General features: G+C 28.2%; 3 protein-coding genes and 3 tRNA genes. All 6 read right to left on the bottom strand.

Translation table 11 applies throughout. The features are described from left to right. Positions 1 to 2: 2 nt before the first annotated feature. Positions 3 to 76, bottom strand: a tRNA-Arg gene (locus HF850_RS15200). 345 nt (positions 77 to 421) lie between these two features. Then, positions 422 to 1,732: a metallopeptidase TldD-related protein gene (locus HF850_RS16190; RefSeq protein ID WP_169106261.1), complete on the bottom strand. Its 1,311-nt coding sequence runs from the start codon at positions 1,730 to 1,732 to the stop codon at positions 422 to 424. Then, positions 1,711 to 3,132, bottom strand: coding sequence for a TldD/PmbA family protein (locus tag HF850_RS15190; RefSeq protein WP_169106260.1), 1,422 nt, complete (start codon positions 3,130 to 3,132; stop codon positions 1,711 to 1,713). Before HF850_RS15190 ends, HF850_RS16190 begins: the two co-directional genes overlap by 22 nt. Positions 3,133 to 3,303: 171 nt before the next feature. Continuing rightward, positions 3,304 to 3,909 carry an FMN-dependent NADH-azoreductase gene (locus HF850_RS15185; RefSeq protein ID WP_169106259.1) on the bottom strand — a complete coding sequence of 202 codons (606 nt, stop codon included), beginning with the start codon at positions 3,907 to 3,909 and terminating at the stop codon, positions 3,304 to 3,306. Between the two features lie 352 nt (positions 3,910 to 4,261). After that, positions 4,262 to 4,338, bottom strand: a tRNA-Arg gene (locus tag HF850_RS15180). A gap of 53 nt (positions 4,339 to 4,391) precedes the next feature. Beyond that, positions 4,392 to 4,465 (bottom strand) — tRNA-Gly (locus HF850_RS15175). Between the last annotated feature and the right edge of the window lies 1 nt (position 4,466).

Genomic DNA, 4,466 nt, shown 5'->3' with positions numbered 1-4,466 from the left:
GGTGCGTTTTAAGGGATTCGAACCCCTGGCCCACGCCTTAGAAGGGCGTTGCTCTATCCAGCTGAGCTAAAAACGCAAATGTCCTTCAAACAAGAACATAATTATTTTATATTATAAATTCTAATCTGTCAACATAGATTTTAAATTAAATTAAAAATATTTCATTAATAATTCACTAAACTTTCTCTATGACTCTAAAATCAAGCTTTTTTACAATTTGTGTGCATATAATAAATATCATTACTATATTTTCAAGAATATGATTCGAAAGTTCTTATAATGATGTATGGAAGAATTTATCTTAATAAATAATCAACTAATTTTATAAATTAAAAATAGCAGCTGCTAATTTAGTTATATAACATACTGCTATTTTTATAATTAACTTATATTTTATTTTTGATTAATACTATTTTAAATATTACTTTCCAGCTATATTTACATTTTTAAATTTGATACATTTAGGTATTATTACACCTCTATCATCTTGTGTTTCCTTAGAAAATGTCATATTTTCTTTTACATCATTAATATTTATAGTTACTGAACCTCCTGTAAGAGGAATTATTTTATCTCCCTTTTTAAGAAGTGAAAGTCTTATTTCACCAAAGCAATCTCCAGTAACTTCATCCATTTGAAAATCAGAAAATCTTATTATCTTTAATGTTCCATCACTGAACATATCTTTTTCACTTGTGCTTCCACCTTGTATTACAGCTCCATCAAAGCTTCCAATAGGCTCTATTCCTAAATACTGTGCAAAATTATATGGTCCATGTATTGCTTTTAAAACACCATCTTCAATAAGCTTTGTATCCTTTAGAACTATTCCTTCATTACTAAATGGAACACTAGATTTTAATGTAATATTTACTTTATCACCTTTAATATCAGTTCCCTGTACATTTTCTCCTAATCTGAAATTAGAATATTTTTGATATATCATATCTGTTCGTGAATTTGCAAGATAATATCCAAAGAATTCATGTACACTTGAACCACATAAAATCACATCATACTCTCCAGTTTCAGGCGCATCCTTACTCCTATCTCTATATCCAGCATTTATAATGGCTTCTTTACCCATTAAAGATAATTCTTCTTCTTTTAAATCATCGTAAGAAAACATATTAAATATTTCTACATCTGAATTTTCAACCCATTGGGTAACAAATTCACCGCTGATTTTATACTTTTCATATGCAGCATCTACATTGTTTGAAGTAATTATTCTTGTATTTACTCTTGAAGCAAATATTTCACTTGAATTAATGCAACCATGTTCAAAGTCATCATACTTATATAAAGCATCCTTAGCCTTATATGCTATCTCTTCTAATTCCATATTAGCAAGTGAACTTTTATCATATACTTTCTCTCCATTATATCCAACAGGAAGATTATATGATTTGTTCTTTACAAAACTAGCAGCATAGTATGCATCTTTTAATACTGTACTTATTTCATCTTCATCCATTGATGGATATATCTTAACCACAGAGCTTCCCTTAAACTCATTTCCATTGTCCCTAAGAACTGTAACTGTATAAATAGTTATATTTTTCTTTCTATTCATATCTACAGCCTTTTTAATCATATATAATTCAAAAATTTCTTCTTTATTTTCATTTATAATATATTCATTTATATTATTATCTTTTAATACCTTTAAAATTAAATCAAGCATACCTTTTCTCCTTTCCAACAATCTTATCCTAATCTTACTCTGCACTTGATATAAGGTCCTCCACAAGATACCTTTACAAATTCCTTATATCCTTTTCCACAATATCCACTTCCAAATGACTCAAATTCATCTGAAACCATAGAAATTGATTTAAGTAAATCAGGAACATATCCTGTCATTATGATTGGTGAAAATACTCTTCCAGTAAGCTTTCCATTTTTAATTTCTTTACCAATACTTGCAACACATTGTATTCCCCAGTTCTTAGGATCTTCCATACCACTTTGTGAATCATCTATTAAAAATCCATAATCAATAGAGGCTATCATGTCTTCAAGCTTTGAATTTCCCTTTTCAAAAAATGTATTAGTCATTCTTGTATATGCTTTTCTATCAAAGCTTTCTCTTCTTCCATTACCAGTGAACTCATTATTTAAAGCCAATGCTGTAAGTTCATCATTAATTCCACTCTTTAAAATACCGTCTTTAATTATAGTTGTATCCTTACCTATAACCCCTTCATCATCAAATAAATATGTTCCACAATGATCTAATGCACATGAACCATCTCTCATAGTTACTATAGGTGATGCAACTTGTTTTCCTATATAATCTTTTGATTTTGCTCTATCTTTTAAGAACATATCCATTTCAACACCATGTCCAAAAGCTTCATGAGCAATTAATCCAGTAATATCAGGAGCACATATAACGTCATATTCTCCTGGAATTATCTTTTCAGAATTTAATAATGAAATAGTCTTATAAATAAGTTCATCACAACCTCCTGTTGTCATTTCATCTAACATTTCAGCACCTTTAAGTCCAGAAAATGTCTTAAATAAAATTTTATTTTCAACTTCATTTGCAGCTACACATATATAATATCCTTCACTCCACATAAAGTTTTGCTCAATTTCTTTATTAGCTGATAAAAACATTTTTCTTACATTAAGATAATTATATCTAGTTCTAAAATCTATAATTTCTTTTTTTCCACTATTAAATGCATAATCTTTTAATTGTGTTAATTTATCAATTATCTTTTCATCCCCTAAGTCTCTAGGATCTTTCTCTACTTCAAAATACTTATCCCATTGAATTTTTTCTTCTTCTAGTATTTTGTACTCCATAACTTGCGAATTCTTATCATTTGCTAAGCTACATTCCTTAACTTCTTCAACTATTTCATCTATCATATCTTCTGTAATATTGTTAAATGCATATTCAGTATAGTTCTTTCCATTATATACTCTTACAACACATCCTCTTTCAGAAAAGGTATTATTAGCAATAGAAGTAGCTGTTTTTGAAACAGTATATCCCTTTCCAACACAATCAGTTGCTAAAATTGATGCATATTTAAATTCTTCTAATAACTTATCTAATAATTTCTTTAATACTGGCTTAACCTTATTCAAATATTCACTTTGTTTAAGTTGCATATTACTCTCCTCCTCACAAGAAAGTTTTTACATTTTCTTCTATAAATATATCATAATTATAAATAAAATTCATTTATTCAAAAAACTATTTACATGATTATCTTCTAAAACTTCTTGTTTATATAAGTAATCCCCTTAAAGTTGAAAAAACTTTAAGGGGATTATTCAATATTAAAATTCTTTTGCTATATTTGCAGCTTTAGAAATTGCTTCATTTACAATACCTTCAACATCTGCACCCATTACATCTAAGTTTTCTATAGTTAAACTTTGAACATCAGTTACTCCAAAGAAATCTAAAATAGCTCTTACGTATCTTTCACCCATTTCAAGTTCAGCATTTTTTCCCTCAACGTATTGTCCGCCTCTTGCTGATACAAATAAAGCTTTTTTATCCTTACATAGTCCTACTGGGCCTTCTGCAGTATATTTAAAAGTAATTCCTGTTACACTTACATAATCTATATATGCTTTAAAAATTGCTGGAAAACTTAAATTCCACATTGGTAATGCAATTATGTATTTATCAGCTTCAGCAAATTGATATGCATATTTTAATATAGGATGATTTCTACTTTCTTCTGTTTTAGGTCCAAATACACTTTTTAAATCTTCACCTTGTAAGAAGTTTATACCTTCTTTATATAAATCTAATGTAATAATCTCATCTTGAGGATTATTTTTCTTATATTCTTCTATAAAACTATCAGAAACTCTGAAAGTTCTTGATTCTCCTTCTGGTTTTACATTTGCTTTTATATATAATACTTTTTGCATTTTAATCTCTCCTTTTTATGTTATTATTAGTACTCTCTTATTCTTTATTCAATAATCCCATAAAATTTTATCTTTAGTTACATGCATGATTAAATATATCTTAGCTAAGATAATTATGTTTTATAACAATATAATATTCCTCAATAGACTATTATGGAAGTACGTACTTTTTTGATACATAGTGTTAAAAAACATACTAAATAAACCTAAAACAACATAATAAGTTTAACAGTTTTATTTATATTTTAAAGTTTTGTTTTTTCTAATATATCCTCTCAAAAAATATGCTAGGCTTTAGTGCAGTAAAAATACCAATAGCTATATTTTTATAACCATTGGTATCTCTAATTCTTGGTACACTCAGTGGGATTCGAACCCACGACTTCTGGATTCGAAGTCCAACGCTCTATCCAACTGAACTATGAGTGCATACTATATTTATTATTTTATACAAAAAAAACAACTGAAAATCAGTTGTTCAATGGAGCAGGTAGTGGGAATCGAACCCACCTTGCCAGCTTGGAAGGCTGGAGTATTACCGATATACGATACCTGCA

This window comes from Clostridium sp. SM-530-WT-3G, assembly GCF_012843905.1.
In the GTDB taxonomy this organism is placed as follows: Bacteria; Bacillota; Clostridia; order Clostridiales; family Clostridiaceae; genus Clostridium.
Note: the sequence above shows the minus strand (reverse complement) of the source record. Positions and strands in the feature narration are given on the sequence as shown.

Bases quoted from the DNA above. Each gene is read 5' to 3' on its own strand.
- HF850_RS15190 (WP_169106260.1), bottom strand. From the start codon at position 3,132: ATGCAACTTAAACAAAGTGAATATTTGAATAAGGTTAAGCCAGTATTA.
- HF850_RS15185 (WP_169106259.1), bottom strand. From the start codon at position 3,909: ATGCAAAAAGTATTATATATAAAAGCAAATGTAAAACCAGAAGGAGAA.